Raw genomic sequence first — 17,498 nt, 5'->3', positions numbered from 1 at the left:
AAGTCCCTCCAGAAAAATTCGGATCTGAACCGCCGCGTTTTGGTGCGATCGGCTGACCACGACAATGGCGGTCACAAAAGCTTCACAGTCAAAACACCGTTTCGTGCGCATCACGAAATCGCGGCGCCTGATGCAGCGCCGACACAGTGTCGCTATCCCGCCGATTGAATAGCCCGCAAAAGAGGCAAACCATGTCTCAGCCGCCCTACCGGCCGGCCCCCGCCTGCCACTCCTCGACCCGGTCCACGACCTGCCGATACCACAGATTCGCGGCCCGCAAAAAATGCGGCCGCTCGCCCGGATGCAGCCAGCTTCGGCTGAGCGGCGTGGCGCTATAGGCCGTCGCCCCCCGCGCATCGCCAATCGCTTGATAGGCGGCCTTGGAACCCAGCCAAGGCGCCATCACCGTGCCCGAGCCAGAGAATCCCATCGCGTAATGCACCCCCTCGTCATGCCCCACATGCGGCATGTGCGAGAAACTGTAGCCGGTGAACCCCCGCCACGAATGGCTGAGCTTGACGCCCTTCAAGTCCGGCCAGATCCCCACCATGACCTTGTAAAGCTGCGCCGCCGCCGCCTCTGGCCCCATCTCCGCCATCGACGCCCGCCCACCAAAGAGCACCCGGCGGCCATCCGGCGAAATGCGGAAGTAACTGTGCCGCGCCCGTGTCTCGACCATCATCCGCCGCCCCGGCGCGATATGGCCGATCAGGTTCGACGGCAATTCCTCGGTCGCGATGATATAGGACGGCAACGGAAACACCCGCGCCATGTGCCAGCGAAACGGGCGGCTGGTATAGCCATTGGTGGTCAGCACAACCTTGGCCGCGCGGATTACCCCCTTGGCGGTCTGCACCCGGTATCCCGCAACTTCGGCCTCGCGCGCCGTTACCGCTGCATGGGCCACCACCGGCACACCCCGCCCCCGCACCGCGCGCAAGAGGCCCTGATGGAACTTGGCCGGATGAATCGCGCCATGCTCGGAGAATAGCAGCCCGCCATGATATTTCTCGGTCGTGATCTCCTGCCCCAAGTCGGCACGCTCGATCAGGCGCACCTTGACCTCTGATTTCGCGCTCACGACCTCGGCCATCCGGCGCTGATTTGCGAAATGCTTGGGCGTATAGGCCAGCTGCACACGCCCCGTGTTCTGGAAATCGCAATCAATCCCCTCACGCGCGATCAGATCCTTGGCCCAGTCGAGCGCGGGCTTCGCCTCAGCGAAAAGCGCGTCCGCCGCCTTGGCCCCGAACTTCGCCTCCAACTCGGCCCAGCCCAGACGCGGATGCGCCCCGAACATGCCGCCATTCCGGGTCGAGGCCCCATGCCCCGGCTCCGCCGCATCGACCACGACCACCCGCGCGCCGCCCTCATGCGCCGCCAGCGCCGCCGAAAGCCCGGCATAGCCCGCCCCGATCACCAGCACATCACAGGTGTCGGGCAGGTCCTCGCCCGCCTCGGGCGCGCTCAGCGCCGACCACCAGTAAGGGGTGCCAAGATCGGCCTCCCGTGCCCATTCGATCCGCATGACACTATCCCGATCTCGCACCGTCATGGCGCGGCTGTGGACCTTACAAAATCCGCTTCATTTCGTAAGAAGTGTAAGATCAGAATCGCAGCGAAAGACAAGACATCCCGCCATCGAGCTTGGCACATTCGATGTTGTCGATCTGGACAACCTCATAACCATGCGCCGCCAGCATCTCGGCCGTGCGCGGGAACCCTGCGGCCATGATCACCAGATTATTGAAGCGAATACAGTTACTTGCCGCTTCCTCCCCGTCGGGCACAAGCAGCACCTCATAGCCTTCGAAACAGCCCGACACCGCCAGCCTGCGTGTGCTCAGGATGGTTTCAGGGGCCAAGAGGCCACAGTCGGTCTTGAAATGCAAAACCCCCTCCGGTGTTTCGACCAGTCTCAAAGCGTAGCCATATTTATTAACAATATCAGTTAGTTGCGCCACGCCTTCGCGATTGGTCCGGGCCGACAACCCCACCAGAATCTCGCGCCCCGTCACCAGAATATCGCCCCCCTCGATGGTCCCCGGCGCGGTGATTTCTGCGATCCTGTCGCCATAAAATCCCGCAATTGCCGGGCGCATCTCCGCCACTTCTCCCATCCGCGAAGGCGCGCCGGGGCGCATGGTAATGGCCAGCTCTGGCAGGCAAAGCATTGTATCTTCTACGAAAACTGCGTCAGGATAGGCTTCAAGCGCGGGCAATTCCACCACCTCCGCCCCGGTGCTGCGCAGGGTCGCCACATAGGCGGCATGGGCCTCCAGCATACGCGCCAGATCCGGTGTGCCAATATCCTCGGCCCGCAAGCCATCCACAATGCTCCGACCCGGTTTTCGGGTGATCGCCCGGCGGAATTCATAGCTGGAATTCATCATATAACCCTCTGATTACATTTGATTTCATGCGATCTTGACGCGCCGCGCATTGGCATGGGCCACGATCCTGTCAATGGCCTCGGCAAAGGGCGCATCCTCCACCGTCAGCGCCAACCGCACCCATGAGTCGAGCGTCTTGCCAAAGGACGCTCCCGGCATCACCGCCACGCCGGTTTTCTCCAAGAGATCAAAGGCATAGCTTTCCCCATCCAGCCCCGTCGCGGCAATGTCCACCATCGCGAACATCCCCGCCTCGGGGCGATGCACGCGCAGCGCCGTTTCCCGCTCCAACCGCGCCGCCAAGAGGTCTGCACGCGCGGCGAACCTCTGCCGCATGCCAGCCGCAACATCCGATCCCTCACGCACCGCCTGCTCCGTCATATCCGCGATAAACGGTTGATTTCCAAAGAGCATTGTCTCGGACAGCGCTAGCAAATGCGCGGTAAATTCGAGCGACCCAATACACCAACCACTGCGAAATCCCGGTGCGGCGTGGCTTTTGGAAATCGACGACACCGCAACCACCCGCTCCGCCAAATCCGGATCGGACAAAGGCGAGACAAACTCGGACCCCTCAAACACCAGATCTTCGTAGACCTCGTCCGAAATGATCCAGAGATCATGCTCAACCGCCAACCGCCCAAGTGCCGCAATATCGGCACGGGTCAGAATCGCCCCCGTGGGATTGTGCGGTGTGGTCAATAAAATCGCGCGTGTTCTCGGGGTTATCAGGGGGGCCACATCCGCCGCCGCCATGCGAAATCCGTTCTCGGGCCTCAGAGGTACCGGCACCATCGCAGCCCCCGTGGCGCGAATGACCCCCTCGTAGGTGGCATACATCGGATCGCCCACCAACACTTCGGCGCCCGTTTCCGCCACCGCCATCATCACCGCATAGAGCGCGGTTTGCGTGCCCGGAAAGCACATCACCTGATCGGGGTGAAACGCGCGGCCCCTGTTTTTGCTGTATTTTTCCGCAAGTGCCGCGCGCAATCCCGGCTCACCGCGCCCGTCCGAATAGCCCGTACGCCCCACCTTCATCGCGGCATAGGCAGCGTCCTTCAGGCGCTCGGGCGTGGGCACATCCGGCTCGCCAATGGTCAGACGGATCACGTCACGACCCGCGCGCGCCATCTCCTTGGCCCGCGCATGCACTTCCCACTTGGCCCCGCCAAGCCCGGCAAGCCTTTCATTTATCGAGGAAAATCTCATGTTTTCGCCGCCTCTTCCAAATCCAGTTGCAAAATCGCCCCCACCGCAGTCAGGGCAATTCCGGTCAGTTCGTCCGGCCCAAACGCCTCGGGCAGCGCGCCACCTTCCAGCCAGAGCCCGTCAATCACCGCGTTGCAGGCAATCGCCAGCCGCCGCGCCTGCCCCGCATCAGGGCCGCGCCCCGCCTCTTCCAGCGCCGCCACGATCAACCCCTCCAACCGGTCGCGGAAATCGTGATAGGTCTGCGCATGCACCGCGCGCATCCGCGCATCCTGCCGCACATGGTTGAGAAACCCGGCCCATAGCCCGACCGAGGCCGAATCCACCACCGGCGGCGTGACCGAGGCCACCACCAGCGCCGCCAACCGTTCGCGCGCCGTTTCCCGCTCCGCAACCCCGGCAAAGGTCTGTTCTGTCAGCCCCGCCATATGCGCGAGATAGGCCTCTTGCACCAGCTCATCCTTGGTGGAAAAGTAATGCCGGATAAGACCTTGGGTCACATCCGCCCGCTCTGCGATGGCGCGCACCGTGGCCCCGCGCACACCTTGTTCCGCGATCAGATCGAGCGTGGCCAGCACCAGCGCCTGACGGCGGGTGTCGGCCCCTTCGCGCCTGAATTTGCGGCGTTCTCCGGTCATGGTCGCCTGCATCCTCCGGCGCGAACAATTATACGCTTGCATAATTACGACTCTTCCGCCTTACTACAAGCCGAAAGTGCCCACGCCGGAGACATGCCCTTGACCGCAGCGCCCCGACCGTCCGACGCGCCCGTCCCGGTGCCTCCCGCGATCCTTGTCGAAGACCTGCACAAGTCATTCGGGCCGCTCGAAGTGCTCAAGGGCGTGTCGCTCACCGCACAAAAGGGCGATGTGGTCGCGATCATCGGCGGGTCAGGCTCGGGCAAGTCGACCATGCTGCGCTGTATCAATTTCCTTGAGACGCCCACATCGGGCCGGATCGTGGTCAATGGCGAGGAAATCGCCATGCGCGCCGACGGAAGCCCCGCCGACCGCCGCCAGATCGAGCGTATCCGCACGAGGCTTGGCATGGTGTTTCAGGCCTTCAACCTCTGGACCCATCGCACCTTGCTTGAGAATGTGATCGAAGTGCCGGTGCATGTCCTGAAAACCCCGAAAAATCAGGCGATTGAGCGGGCGCGCGCGCTGCTTGATCGCGTTGGCCTTGGCGACAAGGCCGATACCTTTCCCGCCTTTCTGTCCGGTGGCCAACAACAGCGCGCCGCCATTGCACGCGCCTTGGCCGTTGACCCCGCAGTGATGCTCTTTGACGAACCCACCAGCGCGCTTGACCCCGAGCTTGTCGGCGAGGTGCTCAGCGTGATCCGCGATCTTGCCGCCGAAGGGCGCACCATGCTGATCGTCACCCATGAGATGAAATTCGCCCGCGAGGTGGCCAGCCATGTGGTCTATCTCTACCAGGGCCGGATCGAGGAAGAAGGCCCCCCCGAGCGCGTCTTTGGCGCGCCGCAATCGGCCCGCCTCAAGCAATTCCTGCAAACCGTCGGATAAGGCGGGGCAGATCAAACCAACCAACAAGGGAGACTGACATGACACTGAAAACCATCCTCGCCGCCGCCACTTTGGCGGCCCTCGGCACCGGGCTTGCCGCGCAAGAGGTCAAGATCGGCATCGCCGCCGAACCCTATCCGCCCTTTGCCTCGCTCGACAGCTCGGGCACCTGGGTCGGCTGGGAGGTCGATGTGATCGACGCGGTGTGCAAGGCCGCAGAACTTAACTGCGTGATCACCCCGGTGGCATGGGACGGGATCATCCCCTCGCTCACCGGCGGCCAGATCGACGCCATCATGGCCTCCATGTCGATCACCGAAGAGCGGATGAAAACCATCGACTTTTCCGACCCTTACTACAACACACCAACCGTGGTCGTGGCTGACAAGGCGGTCGACATCGACGCCACCCCCGAAGGCCTGAAAGGCAAGATCATCGGCGTTCAGGCCTCGACCATTCATCAGGCCTATGCGCAGGAATACTTCAAGGACGCCGCCGAGATCCGCATCTATCAGACGCAGGACGAGGCCAATCAGGATCTGGTCGCAGGCCGGATCGACGCCACGCAGGCCGACAGCATCGCCATGGCGGATTTCGTGTCCACAGACGCGGGCGCCTGCTGCGAGATCAAGGGCAATGTCGCTGACGACCCGGCCATTCTCGGGCTTGGAGTTGGCGCAGGGGTGCGCAAGGGGGACGATGCCCTGCGCGAGGCGCTCAACAAGGGCATCGCCGCTATTCTGGCCGATGGCACCCATGCGGAGATCACCGCGCGCTACTTCAAAGCCAGCATCTACTAAGCCCGTTGGAGGCGCTGCTGGACACATTGGGGCTGGCGGAAGCCGCCAGCCTCTTGTCGCTAGAGCCTCCGGGCTGGGGGGCCAACCTCTTGCGCGGACTGGTGAATTCGCTCCAGATCGCGCTCGGGGCCTTTGGCTTTGGCCTTCTGATCGGGTTGGGTGGCGCCTATGGCAAGCTCTATGGCGGGCCGCTCCTGCGCGATCTTCTGGCGATCTACACCACCGTCATCCGCGCCGTGCCGGAACTGGTGCTGATCCTGATCCTCTATTACGTCGGCTCTGACCTGATCAATCAGGCCGCAACCGCCATGGGCTATGACCGGGTCGAGATCAGCGGCGTGGTTGCGGGCATCTGGGTCTTGGGCGTGGTGCAAGGGGCCTATGCGACCGAGGTCTTGCGCGGCGCCATTCAGGCGATCCCGCCCGGTCAACTCGAAGCCGCACGCGCCTTTGGCATGCCGCCGCTGATGACGCTGCGGCGGGTAACAATCCCCGCAATGATGGGCTTTGCCACGCCGGGGCTGGCAAACCTGTGGCTGATTGCCACCAAGGACACGGCCTTGTTGGCAATCGTAGGCTTTAGCGAGTTAACGCTGGAAACACGACAGGCGGCGGGCAGCACGCGGGCCTATTTCACCTTTTTCCTCGCGGCGGGCGGGCTTTACTTGCTCATCACGCTGTTTTCCGGGGTGATCTTTTCCCGGATCGAAAAATGGGCCCGGCGCGGTCAACCCTCCCTGCGTGAGGGCGGGCGATGAGCGATCTGCGCGCCCTCCTGATCCCGCGCCGCCTCTTCCTGATGGCGCTCTTTGCCGGTTTCGTGATCTGGTGCGCCCTGTCGCTGCGATGGGACTGGTTGCCGCAATATCTGCCGCTCGCGCTCGAAGGTCTGTGGCGCACGATCTGGATATTGGTGGTGACGGTGGTGCTAGGCTTTGCGCTCGCCGTTCCGCTTGGACTGGCACAGGCGGCAGGGCCCTGGTATCTGGCTGCCCCTGCCCGCGTCTTTTGCACCGTCATTCGCGGCACGCCGCTTCTTCTGCAAATCTGGCTGCTTTATTACGGCCTTGGCTCTCTTTTCCCGCAATACCCGTGGATACGCGGGTCAGAGCTGTGGCCCTATCTGCGTCAGGCCTGGCCCTATGCCGTTCTGGCGCTCACCCTGTCCTATGCGGGCTACGAGGGCGAGGTGATGCGCGGCGGCTTTGCTAGCGTGCAAAAAGGCCAGCTTGAGGCCGCGCGCGCCTTTGGCATGCCGCGTTTCACGATCTTTCGCCGGATATGGCTACCGCAGGCCATTCGCAATGTCCTGCCCACGCTGGGCGGCGAAACCATCCTGCAACTCAAGGCAACACCACTGGTCGCAACCATCACCGTGATCGAGATTTACGCGGTTTCGAGCCGCGTGCGCGCCGACACCTTCATCGTCTATGAACCGCTGTTGCTGCTGGCACTGGTCTACATGATCATCGCGGGCCTTATCGCACTGATGTTCCGCTGGGTCGAAAATCGCGTCCCCTCGCGCAGACGAGAGGGCTGAATCCCCGTCGCTCCATCGTGATGTGACGGCAGAGGCAATCCGTGGTATCCTTGTTCCACCACAACGTGACGGCGCAATGCCGGACCTTCGGCATCCGCGCCCCGGAAAGGGAGGCCAGAATGACCAAGACCATCGGCAATCCATTGACATGGCTGGCGGGCACCACCGCAAGCGCGGGACGTAGCGCGTCTGACGCCGCCGAGGCGCTCGGCAGCGAAATCACCACCCCACCCGAGGTGCGCACCCTCAGCCATGACGACCTTATGACCGCCCTGCACAAGGGGCTGGCGGATTTCGTGGCCCTGCGCAGCGACGTGTTCTTTCTCATCGCGATCTATCCGCTGATCGGCATCACGCTGGCCCTTACGGCGTTTCATTCGGCCAATCTGCACCTGCTCTTTCCGCTGGCGGCAGGGTTCACCCTGCTGGGTCCGGTGATCGGAACCGGGCTCTATGAAATGAGCCGTCAGCGCGAAACCGGGCAGGCAACGGGCTGGGGTACCGCCCTGCGCGCTCTGCGCGCACATGTTCTGGGGCCGGTGCTGGTACTGGGGGTCTATCTCATGGGGCTTTTCGTGGTCTGGATGTTCGCCGCGAAATATATCTACGACCTCACGCTTGGGCCGCTTCCGCCCAGCAGCCTGATGGGCTTTGCGCAGGATGTGCTGACCACCGGGGCGGGCTGGCAAATGATCATCTTGGGCATGGCCACGGGCTTTGTCTTTGCCGCCGCCGTTCTCGTGCTCAGCCTGATCTCATTCCCGATGCTGATCGACCGGCGCGTGGGCCTGCCTGTGGCGGTGATGACCTCGGTTGCCGTGGCGCGGCGCAATCCGCGCATTGTCGCCACATGGGGCCTGATCGTGGCGCTTGGCATGACCCTCGGGATGCTGCCAGCGTTCCTTGGGTTGGTGATCGTTCTGCCGGTGCTTGGGCACGCAACATGGCATCTCTACCGCGCCGCCGTGCCGGTCGAGACCTAACCCGCCTCGGCCAGCCGCGCCACATAGCGCGCCAGCGTGTCGATCTCGAGATTGACCATATCCCCCAGTGCCACATCGCCCCATGTGGTCACGGATTTGGTATGCGGGATAAAGTTGATCCCGAAGTCGCAGCCCTCGACCTCGTTGACGGTAAGCGAGGTGCCGTTGAGCGCCACCGATCCCTTGGGGGCGATGAACCGTGCGAGGGACGCGGGCGCGCGTAGCGTGACGCGGGTGCTGTCGCCCTCGTCGCGCAATCCCAAGACCTCGGCCAAGCCATCGACATGGCCCGACACGATATGCCCGCCCAATTCATCGCCGACCCGCAGCGCCCTTTCCAGATTGACGCGCCGCCCCTCAGCCCAACCCGACAGATTGGTCTTGGACAGGGTTTCGGCCGAAATATCCACGTCGAACCAGCCGGACCCGAGCGCCACAACCGTCAGGCACACGCCGTCACAGGCGATAGAGGCACCAATCTCGATCCGTGCGGTATCATAGCCAGTGCCAATCCGCGCGCGCAGATCGCCACGATGCTCGACCGCCTCTATGCGCCCCACATCGGTGATGATGCCCGTGAACATGTATCGCTCTCCTCTTGGTATCTCGTGACCCCTACCGCCCTCACCGCCGCCAGACAAGAGACCGCAGCCGACAGGGCTTATTTTCGCCCGATTTTTGCAGTAGAAAGCGTGATCGAGCGCAAAGGCAAGAGACACTGCCATGACTGGTCTGACCGGCGAGAACCGCGCGTTCCTGTTTCTTCAGGGGCCGCATGGGCCGTTCTTCTATCAACTCGGGCAGATGCTGCGCCGGGCAGGGGCGGATGTCTGGCGCGTAGGCTTCAATGCCGGGGATCAGGCGTTCTGGCGCCAGCGGAGCAGCTATCTGCCCTTTCTCGGTCAGGCCGAGGATTGGCCCGCGACCCTCAGCCAGATCCTCGATGACAAGCGCATCACCGATCTCGTGCTCTATGGCGATACCCGACCCATCCATGCGCAAGCGGTTGAGCTCGCCCGCGCGCGCGGCCTCACGATCCATGTCTTTGAAGAAGGTTACATGCGCCCCTATTGGGTGACGTATGAGCGCGGCGGCACCAATGGCAATTCCCGCCTGATGGAAATGAGCGTGCCCGAAATGCGGCAGGCTCTGGAAAACTCGGACATGGACACCGCCCTGCCCCCGGCCAGTTGGGGTGACATGCGCCAGCATGTTTTCTACGGCGCGCTTTATCATGGCTTTGTCCTCTTCCTGAACCGCCGCTACCGCCATTTCCGCCCCCATCGCGCGCTGACCGTCGGACAGGAGTTCAAGCTCTACCTGAAACGGCTGGTGCTAATGCCGGTTCAGGCCATCGAGCGGCGTCTGACCACATGGCGGGTGCGCACCGGCGGATTTCCCTATCACATCGCGCTCTTGCAATTGGAACACGACGCCTCGTTCCAGGCCCATTCGCCCTTTTCCACGATGACCGAATTTCTGGAAACCGTGATCGACGGATTTGCGCGCGGTGCGCCACCCCATCATCATCTGGTGATCAAGGCGCATCCGCTGGAGGATGGCCGCGCCCCCATCCGCAGCGAATTGCGCCGCCTTGTGCGCGCCCATGGCCTGCGCGGACGGGTGCACTACCTGCGCGGCGGCAAGCTTGCGAAACTGCTGGACGAGGCGCGCTCTGCCGTCACGGTCAATTCCACCGCGGCGCAACAGGTGCTCTGGCGCGGCATTCCGCTGCGCACCTTCGGTCAGGCGGTCTATGCCAAGCCGCAATTCGTCTCGACCAAACCCTTGTCCGATTTCTTTGCCGGGGCAGAGCGCCCCGACCGCCGCGCCTACACCGATTATCGCCGGTTTCTGCTGGAAACCAGCCAGATTGCAGGCGGCTTCTATTCCTCGTCCGGGCGGCGGCAACTCCTGCGGCAAGCGGTCGATATGATGCTTGCCGCCGAAGACCCCTATGACGCACTGCGCTCTGGCACCGCGGCCCCTCGGCAACAGTTGCGCCTCATCACATAGGCGCAGGCGATGGAAATGCTGGATTTTAACAATTTTCTCCGGTAGCGTGGCAAAAAAGACCCGAGGCAGAACAAGAACAGGTCGAGGAGACCGAGCAGTGACATCCCGACACACCCGATGGGCGCGCCCTGTCGCGCTTTTGCTTATTGCGTCCCTCGTGGCCGGATGCGGCCTGCCGCGCGTGGGCCCCAACAAGCGTGAACTCTACGCCGGATCGGTCCAGCGTCAGGGCGATGCCTTTGTCGTGACCGTCAATGACCGCGTTACCCGCGCGACCGCCGTGCAACCGGCACTCGGCTTTACCGACCAATTCCAGAACGCAGGCCTGCTTGGCTCTGACCTTATCAGCCCCGGCGATACCTTGGGCCTGACCATCTGGGAAAACGTCGATGACGGGCTTTTGGCTGGCGAGGCAACCAACCAGACCACCTTGGGCGAGGTTCAGGTGGACGGCTCCGGCTTTATCTTCGTGCCCTATGCAGGCCGGATCAAGGCCTCAGGCAACACCCCCGAAGGCGTCCGCCGCATCATTACCGAGAAACTCGAACAGCAAACCCCCGATCCCCAAGTCGAGGTGCGCCGTCTTGCGGGCAACGGCTCGACCGTGTCGATCAGCGGGGCGGTCAGCGGTCAGGGCGTCTATCCGATCGAGGCCCCCACCCGCACCCTCTCGGCGATGATCGCCTCTGCCGGTGGCATCGCGATCCCGCCAGAGGTGGCACAGATCACGGTCATTCGCGGCGATCAACGCTCCAAGGTCTGGTTTCAGGACCTCTTCAAATACCCGCAGTTCGACATCGCCCTGCGCGGTGGTGACCGTATTCTGGTCGAGGCCGATACCCGCGCCTATACCGCCCTTGGCGCGACCGGTGCTCAGTCGCGCGTAACCTTCGAGACGCAGACCCTCAGCGCGCTTGAGGCCATCGCACAGGTGGGCGGTCTCTCGACCGCCGCCGCCGATCCGACCGGCGTCTTTGTGCTGCGAAACGAACCGGCGGAAATCGCCAATCAGGTGCTGGGCCGTAACGACCTTCAGGGCGCGCAACGTCTGGTCTATGTGCTCGACCTCACCAAGCCCAACGGCATGTTCATGGCGCGAGATTTCTCGATCCGCGACGACGACACGATCTATGTGACCGAGGCGCCGTTCACGCAATGGTCCAAGGTCATCGGGGCCTTTACCGGCACGCTTGGCGCGGTCGGGTCGGTATCGACGGCGTCCTCGACGCTCTCGGGCGACTTTTGAGCCAGCCCTCTGACGGGCAACCCGCTGGCGAGGCCGAGGCCTCCCGGCGGGTTTTCTATTTCAACGGCGGGTTTCTGTGGCAAACCCGCGTGCGCCGTATCCTGAAACTGGCAGGCCATGACCTGACCCTTGGGCGGCCCGGCAGGGATGACCTCATCGCCGTCTGGGGCCGCAGCCCCTATGCTGCGCGCGGCGAGGCGGTGGCGGCCCGCACCGGTTCCGGGCTCTTGCGCATCGAGGATGCGTTTTTGCGCTCGCTCCATCCGGGACGCACCGGCGAGCCGCCTCTGGGGCTCGTGATCGACCGGCGCGGCATCTATTTCGATAGCCGCCACGCTTCCGATCTCGAACATCTGCTGGCCACGCATCCGCTGGATGATACCGCCCTTCTGGACCGGGCACGCAGCGGCATCGCGCGCCTGCAAGAGGCGCATCTGAGCAAATACAGCGCCTTTGATCCTGCTACCCCCTGTCCTGATCCGGGCTATGTTCTGGTGATCGACCAGACGCGCGGCGATGCCTCGGTCACCCATGGCGGGGCGGATGCCAACACCTTCCGCGAGATGCTCTATTGGGCACAAGAGGATCACCCCGGCGCGCCCATCGTGATCAAGACCCATCCCGAAACCACATCGGGCCAGCGCCCCGGCTATTTCAGCCCCAAGGACGAGAGCACGCGCATCCGCCTCCTCTCCGATCCAGTCAGCCCTTGGGCGCTGATGGACGGGGCCATCGCGGTCTATTGCGTGACCTCGCAGATAGGGTTCGAGGCCATTCTGGCCGGGCACCGCCCACAGGTCTTTGGCCAGCCCTTCTATGCGGGCTGGGGTCTGAGCGACGACCGCCACCCGCTGCCCCTCAGCCGCCGGGGCCGCAACCTCACCCGTGCGCAACTTTTCGCCGGGGCGCTGCTGCTCTATCCCACATGGTATGACCCCTGCCGCGACCGGCTCTGCGATCTGGATCAGGCGATTTCGACACTGGAGGCCGAAACGCGGGCCTGGCGCGAGGATCACACCGGCTGGCAGGCCCATGGCATGCGCCTGTGGAAACGCGCCCCGCTGCAACGCTTCTTCGGCACGCATCGGCGCATGGTTTTTGGCGGCACGCCCCAGCCCGACCGCCGCGCGATGGTCTGGGCCTCTCAGACCGACACAGCCCCGCAAAATGCTCTGCGCGTCGAAGATGGCTTCTTGCGCTCGCGCGGCCTCGGGGCCGATCTCATCCCGCCCCTGTCGCTGGTCTGTGACGATCTGGGCATCTATTATGACCCCACGCGCGAGAGCCGCTTGGAGCGCCTGATCGCCAGCCGCGCCCGCCTGCGCCCCGATCAAGAACGGCGCGCCGAGGCGCTGATCGCAGCGTTGATCCGGCATGGCCTGAGCAAATACAACCTTGGCCAGCCCGTGCCCGATCTGCCCGAAGGGCGGCGCATCCTCGTGCCGGGACAGGTCGAGGATGACGCCTCAATTCGCCTGGGGGCCGGGACCATCTGCACCAATCTCGCACTCCTGCAAGCAGCCCGCACAGCCAACCCGGATGCCGTGATCCTCTACAAACCGCATCCTGATGTCGAGGCCGGGCTACGCCCCGGCGCGGTGCCGCCCGAGGCCGCCCGCGACCTTGCGGATGTCATTCTGGACCGCACCGATCCGGCCCGTCTCTTGGATATGGTCCAAGAGGTCTGGACCATGACCTCGCTTCTGGGCTTCGAGGCGCTCTTGCGCGGGGTGCGTGTGACCACAACCGGCGCGCCATTCTACGCCGGTTGGGGTCTCACCCGTGATCTGGGCGACATCCCGGCGCGGCGCAACGCCCGACCCACACTGCGCGGTCTCGTCCATGCCACGCTGATTGATTATCCCCGCTACCGCGATCCCGTGACCGGGCGGCCCTGTGCGGTCGAGGTGGTGGTCGAGCGGCTGGCGCATGGTCCCTTGCCCCGGCCCGGCCCTGCCAACCGCCTCTTGGCCAAGCTGCAAGGCATGCTGGCCTCCTACGCCACATGGTGGCGCTGAGGCGGGACAAACAATCGCTATTTCGGGCTGGCATCCAATAGAACGACCTCGACCCGGCGATTGCGCTCGCGCCCCTCTGGGCTGGTGTTTGGGGCAATCGGGGCCAGATAGCCGATACCATGCGCCTCGACCTGCGTCGGGTCTACGCCATGTTTCTGGATCAGACGCGCCATCACTGCTTCTGCGCGGGCCCGCGAGAGGGCCGTATTCGTCTCCAACCCTCCGGTGCTGTCCGTATGCCCGACAAGCGCAACGCGCGTCTCTGGCGACGCCGCCAGAAACTGCGCCAAGACCACAAGGCTGCCATGCGGGCCCGGGCCAAGCGCGTTGTCGCCCGAGCCGAAATCAAGCCCCTCAAGCACCACATGCCCCATCTCTCGCAAGCGCAGCACCAGATCGGCTTGCGGCTCAACGTCGGCAGGCGTGGGGATCACGCTCTCCCCCTCTGCCAACGGCGTCACTTGCAGGATCTGAACATAGCCGGTCTGCCCACTCTGGCTGACAATCAGGGCTGCGTGATCCTGCGTCACCCCCACACCTCGTCGCGCGAGCAAATAACGATAGTCGAAGAGATCAAGAAACATATCCGGCGCAGGCAGCGTGGGCAGGGCAAATCGGAAATCAAACCCGCCACACTCCACAGCCGCACACTCAAACGCCACGTCCCAGCCAGCGGCCTCCAACTGTTCACGCAGTGGCGTCAAAAGTTGCAGCGTCGTGACCCCCTGCACCGGCATCCGCCAGGCGCGGCTCTCGATCCGTCCCTCAAGGCGCAGGCTGGGCAGGTTCTGACCCGCATGTGGCCCAATGGGCAGGCTCACCGTATCCGCCGCGCGGATCATCTCGCGCGTCTGGATGGCACTGGCGGGCAGGTTCAGATCGACCGCAGAGGCCGGCCCCCCTGCGAACAACATCCACAGCAAAAATGAAAACGCGCGCCGCATTCTGCCTTATCGCGCCTGCGCGTGATACTCGGGGTTGGGCTGCATGCCCGTGGCCGAGGCAACCCGATTGCTCATGTTGAAAAAGCCCGCAACATTGGCAATGTCCCAAATGTCGCGATCAGTGAACCCCACGTCGCGAAGTCCGGCACGGTCGGTTTCGGTGATCTCGGACGAGGCGCGCGTGATCTTCTCGGCAAAGCCCAGCATCGCGCTCTGCCGCGCATCCAGCCGCGCCACTCGCCAATTCATCACCATCGCCTCACCCAAGGCGGGATCACCCGACAGTTGCCGCACCGCCGCACCGTGCGCCACCTGACAATACCAGCAGCGATTGATCGCACTGACCACCACCGCGATCATCTCACGCTCCAGCTTGCTCAGGCCGCTCTCGGCCAGCATCAGGTTGTTGTAAAGCGTGGTAAAGGCGTTGAGCTTGTCGATATCGAACGCATAGGCCCGGAGAACATTGGGGATCATGCCCAGTTTCTCGGCGCAGATGTCAAAATACTTCTGCGTTGCCTCGGGCAGCGGGTCGAGCATCGGCAAATCAAGCGCTGTGGGCTGATCTGAATTGGTCATGTCTTACTCCTTCTGCCGGTAATGGTAATCGCCCACATGCGAAAATCCCATCGCGGAATAGAGCCCATTGGCCCCCTGATTGCCCTTGGTGCAAATCACAGCCAGAAATTCCGCGCCCTCGGATTGCGCCCAAAGAGCGGCCTGAAGCATCATCAGCCGCCCCATGCCTGCGCGGCGATGGTGGGCCTGCACCTCGAGCGCATGCACCATGGCGATCCCATCGTGAATGGCGGCAAAGCCGGTGGCGGCGGGCTGATCCTTGTGCCTGCCGAATAGCCCGGTCTTGGGGCCGGTCACACGCTCCATCACCGCGATCCGCGCCGCGCCAATTCCACCTTCGGCCCAGATTTCGCGCATGATTTCCAAGGGTTCCCAAACCGCAAAGGTGCTGACACGCGGCGGCCTGTCCACCGTCAAGGTCGCAACTGGCACCACATAGAGATTGACGGGATCAACCACCTCATAGCCCTCAGCGGCCAAGAGCGCATCCAGCGCGCCATCCCCCTCTCGCAATTGAAACAGCGGGGTTTGATCCAGCGCGCGCATGGCAGCTTCGGCCTTGGTCAATTCCTCGGGCGTGATCGGCCGCGCCGCCGTGGCCGCCGATACGCGCTTGCCGCCGCCCCGCCCCTCGCGGATCGTGACAGGGCCAAGCACCTCTGTCCGCGCGGGCGGCCATGTCGCCTCTGTCACCGCATAGAGGGTCTGCACATCTGGTTTCATGCCGGAAACATCCCCGCCAATTCGGCCATCGCCGCATCAAGCCGCGCGCCATCCTGCCCGCGCATCACGATCTGCGCGCCATAACACCCGTCGCGGATGAACGGATAGGACCCGATGCTCAAATCCGGATACCGTCCCGCCAGATCCGACAAGGGTCCGGCAATGTCGCCCTCGCCGCGCCGGATTTCCAGCGTCTGTGACAGAATCGGCGCGCCCCCCGTGAGCTTGGGCAGCACAGAGGCCAGCATCGCCTGAAAAATCGACGGCACCCCGGCCATGACATGCACATTCTCGATGGTAAAGCCCGGCGCGGCACTGATCGGATTGTCAATCAGCGTGGCCCCATCGGGAATACGCGCCATGCGCAGGCGCGCATCGTTCAACTCCTGCCCGCGCGCGTCGTAATGCGCAGCCAGAATGGCGCGCGCATCCTCGCGCACCGAAATCGGCCGATCAAAGGCCGCCGCCACATTCTCGGCGGTGATGTCATCATGGGTCGGGCCAATCCCGCCCGAGGTGAACACATGGTCATAGGCCGCACTCAGCGCCCGAACCGCCGCGACAATCGCGTCGGGGTCATCGCTGACTACGCGCACCTCCCTGAGGTCGATGCCCATCTTCGTCACCTCGCCCGCCAGATAATGCATGTTGGCATCACGCGTGCGCCCCGAGAGGATCTCATCTCCGATTACAAGCATGGCAGCGGTCGGGTTGGGCATGGCAGACTCCTTGATCCGGGGACAAACACGGTATAGGCGCAGGCCATGCGCTTTCAAACCCCTCTTGTGCAGGCTGTGTTGCTGCGCCGCTACAAACGCTTTCTCGCCGATATTCGCCTCATGGACGGGCGCGAGGTGACGGCGCATTGCGCCAATCCCGGCAGCATGCTGGGCCTGGCAGAGCCGGGCACGTCCATCTGGGTCGAACCCAATGACGATCCGCGCAAGAAACTCAAATTCGGCTGGCGGCTGGTCGAGAATGGCAATGGCGATTTCACTTGTGTGGATACCGCCATTGCCAATCGCGTGGTCAAAGAGGCGCTAGAGGCGGGGCAAATTCCAGAGTTGGCGGCCTATGATATGGTGCGGCCCGAACAATCCTACGGCGCGGGCAGCCGGGTGGATTTCCTGCTCTCGGGCACGGGCCTGCCCGATGCCTATGTCGAAGTGAAATCCGTGACGCTCTCGCGCAGCCCCGGTCTCGCGGAATTTCCCGACAGCGTCACGGCGCGCGGGGCGCGCCACCTGGGGGAATTGTCCGAAATGGTGCGTGCAGGGCACCGCGCCGTGCTTCTCTATCTGGTGCAACGCACTGATGCGCAGGCCGTGACCGTGGCAGAGGACATAGACCCCACCTATGCATCGGCATTGCTGCAGGCGCAGGCGGCGGGGGTCACGGTGCTGTCATATCGGGCCAATATCACGCCACAAGAGGTCACAATCGGCCACAGTCTGCCCCTTGCGGACGACCGCCCTCTGGTCCTTTTGCGCAAATAGCCCTAGATAAACGGAAAAT

At 63.5% G+C, this 17,498-nt stretch carries 18 protein-coding genes; 9 read left to right on the top strand and 9 right to left on the bottom strand.

The window, feature by feature from the left end; translation table 11 throughout:
- Positions 1–205: 205 nt before the first annotated feature.
- From ROSMUC_RS10325 to ROSMUC_RS10310, 4 genes are read right to left on the bottom strand one after another with little or no spacing between them, the layout of a single operon-like run.
- On the bottom strand, positions 206–1,555 hold the full coding sequence (locus ROSMUC_RS10325) for an NAD(P)/FAD-dependent oxidoreductase (RefSeq protein WP_281256602.1): 1,350 nt from the start codon (positions 1,553–1,555) through the stop codon (positions 206–208).
- 52 nt (positions 1,556–1,607) lie between these two features.
- On the bottom strand, positions 1,608–2,393 hold the full coding sequence (locus ROSMUC_RS10320; protein ID WP_037272651.1) for a dimethylarginine dimethylaminohydrolase family protein: 786 nt from the start codon (positions 2,391–2,393) through the stop codon (positions 1,608–1,610).
- A 24-nt stretch (positions 2,394–2,417) separates the two neighbouring features.
- Positions 2,418–3,605 (bottom strand): pyridoxal phosphate-dependent aminotransferase, encoded by a 1,188-nt coding sequence (locus tag ROSMUC_RS10315; RefSeq protein ID WP_037272649.1) that lies wholly within the window; start codon positions 3,603–3,605, stop codon positions 2,418–2,420.
- The gene (locus ROSMUC_RS10310) at positions 3,602–4,243 is read right to left on the bottom strand and encodes a TetR/AcrR family transcriptional regulator (protein ID WP_037272992.1); all 642 of its coding nucleotides are present in this window, start codon (positions 4,241–4,243) and stop codon (positions 3,602–3,604) included. Before ROSMUC_RS10310 ends, ROSMUC_RS10315 begins: the two co-directional genes overlap by 4 nt.
- Positions 4,244–4,336: 93 nt before the next feature.
- On the opposite strand from ROSMUC_RS10310, the gene ROSMUC_RS10305 reads away from it, so the two are divergent.
- The 5 genes from ROSMUC_RS10305 (at position 4,337) to ROSMUC_RS10285 (ending at position 8,457) form a co-directional block, all read left to right on the top strand.
- Positions 4,337–5,134 carry an ABC transporter ATP-binding protein gene (locus ROSMUC_RS10305; protein ID WP_037272646.1) on the top strand — a complete coding sequence of 266 codons (798 nt, stop codon included), beginning with the start codon at positions 4,337–4,339 and terminating at the stop codon, positions 5,132–5,134.
- 38 nt (positions 5,135–5,172) lie between these two features.
- On the top strand, positions 5,173–5,934 hold the full coding sequence (locus ROSMUC_RS10300) for a transporter substrate-binding domain-containing protein (RefSeq protein ID WP_037272643.1): 762 nt from the start codon (positions 5,173–5,175) through the stop codon (positions 5,932–5,934).
- Positions 5,935–5,939: 5 nt separating this feature from the next.
- Entirely contained in the window at positions 5,940–6,692 is a 753-nt protein-coding gene (locus ROSMUC_RS10295; RefSeq protein WP_037272640.1) for an ABC transporter permease, read from the top strand.
- Entirely contained in the window at positions 6,689–7,474 is a 786-nt protein-coding gene (locus ROSMUC_RS10290) for an ABC transporter permease (protein WP_037272638.1), read from the top strand. Before ROSMUC_RS10295 ends, ROSMUC_RS10290 begins: the two co-directional genes overlap by 4 nt.
- Before the next feature lie 119 nt (positions 7,475–7,593).
- The gene (locus ROSMUC_RS10285) at positions 7,594–8,457 is read left to right on the top strand and encodes a DUF2189 domain-containing protein (RefSeq protein WP_037272636.1); all 864 of its coding nucleotides are present in this window, start codon (positions 7,594–7,596) and stop codon (positions 8,455–8,457) included.
- Here ROSMUC_RS10285 and ROSMUC_RS10280 read toward each other — a convergent pair.
- A complete protein-coding gene (locus tag ROSMUC_RS10280) occupies positions 8,454–9,041 on the bottom strand; it encodes a riboflavin synthase (protein ID WP_037272632.1) in 588 nt (195 codons plus the stop codon). The genes ROSMUC_RS10285 and ROSMUC_RS10280 overlap by 4 nt on opposite strands.
- Positions 9,042–9,180: 139 nt before the next feature.
- Here ROSMUC_RS10280 and ROSMUC_RS10275 point away from each other — a divergent pair, with 139 nt between their 5' ends.
- The 3 genes from ROSMUC_RS10275 to ROSMUC_RS10265 all read left to right on the top strand — a co-directional run bounded on the left by ROSMUC_RS10275 (position 9,181) and on the right by ROSMUC_RS10265 (position 13,737).
- Positions 9,181–10,473, top strand: coding sequence for a capsule biosynthesis protein (locus ROSMUC_RS10275; RefSeq protein ID WP_037272629.1), 1,293 nt, complete (start codon positions 9,181–9,183; stop codon positions 10,471–10,473).
- A 97-nt stretch (positions 10,474–10,570) separates the two neighbouring features.
- Positions 10,571–11,719 carry a polysaccharide biosynthesis/export family protein gene (locus ROSMUC_RS10270; protein ID WP_102105928.1) on the top strand — a complete coding sequence of 383 codons (1,149 nt, stop codon included), beginning with the start codon at positions 10,571–10,573 and terminating at the stop codon, positions 11,717–11,719.
- On the top strand, positions 11,716–13,737 hold the full coding sequence (locus ROSMUC_RS10265; protein ID WP_037272627.1) for a capsular polysaccharide biosynthesis protein: 2,022 nt from the start codon (positions 11,716–11,718) through the stop codon (positions 13,735–13,737). Before ROSMUC_RS10270 ends, ROSMUC_RS10265 begins: the two co-directional genes overlap by 4 nt.
- Positions 13,738–13,754: 17 nt before the next feature.
- On the opposite strand, the gene ROSMUC_RS10260 is transcribed toward ROSMUC_RS10265, so the two are convergent.
- Genes ROSMUC_RS10260 through ROSMUC_RS10245 form a run of 4 tightly spaced genes read right to left on the bottom strand, consistent with a single transcriptional unit; the run spans position 13,755 to position 16,702 of the window.
- Positions 13,755–14,651 (bottom strand): OmpA family protein, encoded by an 897-nt coding sequence (locus ROSMUC_RS10260; RefSeq protein WP_245875155.1) that lies wholly within the window; start codon positions 14,649–14,651, stop codon positions 13,755–13,757.
- 36 nt (positions 14,652–14,687) lie between these two features.
- Complete coding sequence (locus ROSMUC_RS10255) at positions 14,688–15,260, bottom strand: peroxidase-related enzyme (RefSeq protein WP_037272621.1); 573 nt, start codon at positions 15,258–15,260, stop codon at positions 14,688–14,690.
- A 3-nt stretch (positions 15,261–15,263) separates the two neighbouring features.
- Positions 15,264–15,983 (bottom strand): GNAT family N-acetyltransferase, encoded by a 720-nt coding sequence (locus tag ROSMUC_RS10250; protein ID WP_037272619.1) that lies wholly within the window; start codon positions 15,981–15,983, stop codon positions 15,264–15,266.
- Entirely contained in the window at positions 15,980–16,702 is a 723-nt protein-coding gene (locus ROSMUC_RS10245) for a competence/damage-inducible protein A (RefSeq protein WP_037272617.1), read from the bottom strand. The genes ROSMUC_RS10250 and ROSMUC_RS10245 overlap by 4 nt, the downstream gene beginning before the upstream one ends.
- 45 nt (positions 16,703–16,747) lie before the next feature.
- Here ROSMUC_RS10245 and sfsA point away from each other — a divergent pair, with 45 nt between their 5' ends.
- Positions 16,748–17,479 carry a DNA/RNA nuclease SfsA gene (sfsA, locus tag ROSMUC_RS10240; RefSeq protein ID WP_037272614.1) on the top strand — a complete coding sequence of 244 codons (732 nt, stop codon included), beginning with the start codon at positions 16,748–16,750 and terminating at the stop codon, positions 17,477–17,479.
- Positions 17,480–17,498: the final 19 nt, after the last annotated feature.

It is taken from the genome of Roseovarius mucosus DSM 17069 (assembly GCF_000768555.3).
GTDB classification, from domain to species: Bacteria; Pseudomonadota; Alphaproteobacteria; order Rhodobacterales; family Rhodobacteraceae; genus Roseovarius; species Roseovarius mucosus.
This window is presented reverse-complemented; position numbering and strand designations above follow the sequence as displayed.